Genomic DNA, 2,938 nt, shown 5'->3' with positions numbered 1-2,938 from the left:
GAAAAAAACAAAACAACACCCAACCCCCCCCCCCCACCCCCCCACCCCCCCCCCCCCCCCCCCCCCCCCCCCCCCCCCCCCCCCCCCCCCCCCCCCCCCCCCCCCCCCCCCACGTCCGGCGGAGGCGTTCCGGGAGCCCCTCGGTCCTCGTCAGGAGGGTCGGGGGGCTCCCGTAGGATCCTGGGGTGAGTACCGTTTCGCTGCCGGAGACCGTCGGCAAGCTCAGTGTCGTCGTCATCGCCTACAACGACGAGGCGTTGGTGGGTGAGGCCATCCGGTCGGCGCTCGACCAGGGCCCGGTGGTGGCGGAGGTCGTGGCGGTCGACGACCGTTCCAGCGACGGCACGGGACGGGTCCTCGACGAGCTGGCGGCCCTGCACCCCCGGGTGCGCGTGGTGCACCGCACGGAGAACAGCGGCGGCTGCGGCACCCCCCGCAACGACGGCATCGAGGCCGCCTCCGCCCCGTACGTGATGTTCCTGGACAGCGACGACGTCCTGCCCGGCGGAGCCGCCGAGGCCCTGGTGGCCGCCGCGGAGCGGCACCGCACCCCGGTCGCGGTCGGCGTGTGCGTACGGCGCGAGCTGCCCGAGGGCAGGGACGTCCGCTGGCAGCCCGGGCTCTACCGGGAACCGGCCCTGCTGGAGACGCCCGAGGACCTGCGTCCGCTGCTCCACGACACGCTCTGCGTCAACAAGGTCTACGCCCGCGCCTTCCTCGACGAGCACGGCATCCGCTTCCCCGACGGCCGGTTCGTCTACGAGGACTTCCTCTTCACCGCCCGTGTGTACGCCGCGGCCCCCCGCGTCGCGGTGATCCCGGACACCGTCTACGTCTGGCACGTGCGCCGCGCCGCCGCCCAGCTGTCGATCTCGCTCGACCGCGGCGGCGTCTCCAACTGGCAGGCCCGGATCGCCGCCCACCGCGCGGCCGTCGAGACCTTCGCCGCGGCGGGACGCGCGGAGCTCGCCGCCGCCTGCCGCACCAAGTTCCTCGAACACGACCTGCGGATGTACGCCCGCGACGTGCGCCAGCGCGACCCCGCCCACCGTGCCGACTGGTGGGCGGCCACCCGTGACCACCTGGCCGGCTTCGAGGAGGCGGAGATCGCCGCCGCGGTCGCCCCGGCGCGCTGGACCGCCCGGTTCCTGCTGGCGTCCAAGGAGCCGCGCGACCTGCTGCGGCTGTCCCGGCTCGCCGCCAGCCCGGCGCGGCTGCTGCCGCCGTACGCGGGCACCCGCACCGCCGCCGTCTGGGCCGAGGACCTGCCGGAGGCCCGTCTCGACGGGATGGACGAACTGCCCTTCGACGCGCTGCCGCTCGTCGTGGACGCCGTCCTGCACACCGGCGGCGGCGCCCTGGAGCTCACGGTCAGGGACCTGTACGGACGGCTGGCCGAGGCGGCCCCCCGCAGCGCCGAGGTGGCGTTCCTGCCGCGCGGCGACGAGGAGCCGGCCCTTACCGAAGGGGTCGTCCTGCGGGCCGGGACGGACGCGGACGGCGCCGTGACCGGCTGGTCGGGCCGGGTCCCGGTGCGGTTCACCGAGCTCGCCGGCGCCGGCCGCCGCCGCGGCCGTCAGGGCGTCCAGCTGTGGGACGTCGTCGCCACCGTCACCTGCGCGGACGGTGAGTCGTTCACCACCTCGCTGCGCCCGCCGGACGGCTCCCAGCGGCGCTCGGTGCTTCCGAGCAGCCGGTACGGTGTACTCCTGGTGCAGCAGTACGCCACGGCGAACGGCTCGCTCGCGGTGCGGATCGCACCCGGTGCCCGCGACGGGCTCCGGGCGGTCAGAGCCCGGCTCCGTCGGCTTGCCCGCAGTTCTCAGTGAAAGGGTTTGGGGCACTATGACTTATCTGATCACCGGCGGCGCCGGATACATCGGCTCTCACGTGGTCCGCGCGATGACGCTGGCCGGTGAGCGGGTCGTCGTCCTCGACGACCTGTCCACGGGTGACGTGAAGCGGGTGCCCGAAGGCGTCCCCCTGGTGGTCGGCTCCACCCTCGACCGCGAGGTGCTGGACCGGACGATCGCCGAGCACGGCGTGACCGGTGTCGTCCACCTCGCCGCGAAGAAGCAGGTCGGCGAGTCCGTCGAGCTGCCGATGCACTACTACCGCGAGAACGTCACCGGCCTCACGGTCCTCCTGGAGGCGGTCGCCGCCGCGGGCGTGCGCAACTTCCTCTTCTCCTCCTCGGCCGCCGTCTACGGCATGCCGGACGTCGTCCTCGTCACCGAGGAGACCCCGTGCCTGCCCCTCAGCCCGTACGGCGAGACGAAGCTCGCGGGCGAGTGGCTGGTGCGTGCCGCGGGCCGCGCGCACGGCATCTCGACGGCCTGCCTGCGCTACTTCAACGTGGCCGGCGCGGCGACCCCCGAGCTCGCCGACACCGGCGTCTACAACCTGGTCCCGATGGTCTTCGAGCGCCTCGACGCGGGGGAGTCCCCGCGGATCTTCGGCGACGACTACGACACCCCCGACGGCACCTGCATCCGTGACTACATCCACGTCGAGGACCTGGCCGAAGCGCACCTCGTGGCGGCCCGGAAGCTCGCGGAGTGGGCCGAGGCCGGCGAGCCGCGCGACCTGACGGTCAACATCGGCCGCGGCGAGGGCGTCTCCGTGACGGAGATGGTCGGGCTGATCAACGAGATCACCGGCCACTCCGCCGAGCCCCTGGTCACCCCGCGCCGTCCCGGCGACCCCGCCCGGGTCGTCGCCGCGGCCGACCGCATCGAGTCGGAGCTGGGCTGGAAGGCCCGCCACGACGTCCGCTCGATGATCTCCTCCGCCTGGGAGGGCTGGGTCGCCCACCGGGGCGTCGCCGCCGGCCGCTGACGGGCACGCCACAGAAACGGCGCACGCAGGAACGGGGAAGGGGGGGGGGGGGCTGTGGGCCGGGGGGTTGTGTGTATGTGTGTGGGGGGGGGGGGGTGGG

Annotated in this window: 2 protein-coding genes; both read left to right on the top strand. The window is 74.3% G+C overall.

What is annotated here, in order from left to right; all coding sequences use genetic code 11:
• Positions 1-185: 185 nt before the first annotated feature.
• On the top strand, positions 186-1,829 hold the full coding sequence (locus ACZ60W_RS37175; protein WP_469759826.1) for a glycosyltransferase family 2 protein: 1,644 nt from the start codon (positions 186-188) through the stop codon (positions 1,827-1,829).
• A 16-nt stretch (positions 1,830-1,845) separates the two neighbouring features.
• Positions 1,846-2,838, top strand: coding sequence for a UDP-glucose 4-epimerase GalE (gene galE, locus ACZ60W_RS37170; protein ID WP_469759825.1), 993 nt, complete (start codon positions 1,846-1,848; stop codon positions 2,836-2,838).
• The last annotated feature ends 100 nt before the right edge of the window (positions 2,839-2,938 follow it).

Source organism: Streptomyces sp. NPDC104202 (genome assembly GCF_055584185.1).
The sequence above is the reverse complement of the archived record's forward strand: the minus strand, read 5'-3'. Positions and strand labels throughout refer to the sequence as shown.

Coding starts and splice junctions, on each gene's coding strand:
- galE (WP_469759825.1), top strand. CDS start 1,846: ATGACTTATCTGATCACCGGCGGCGCCGGATACATCGGCTCTCACGTG.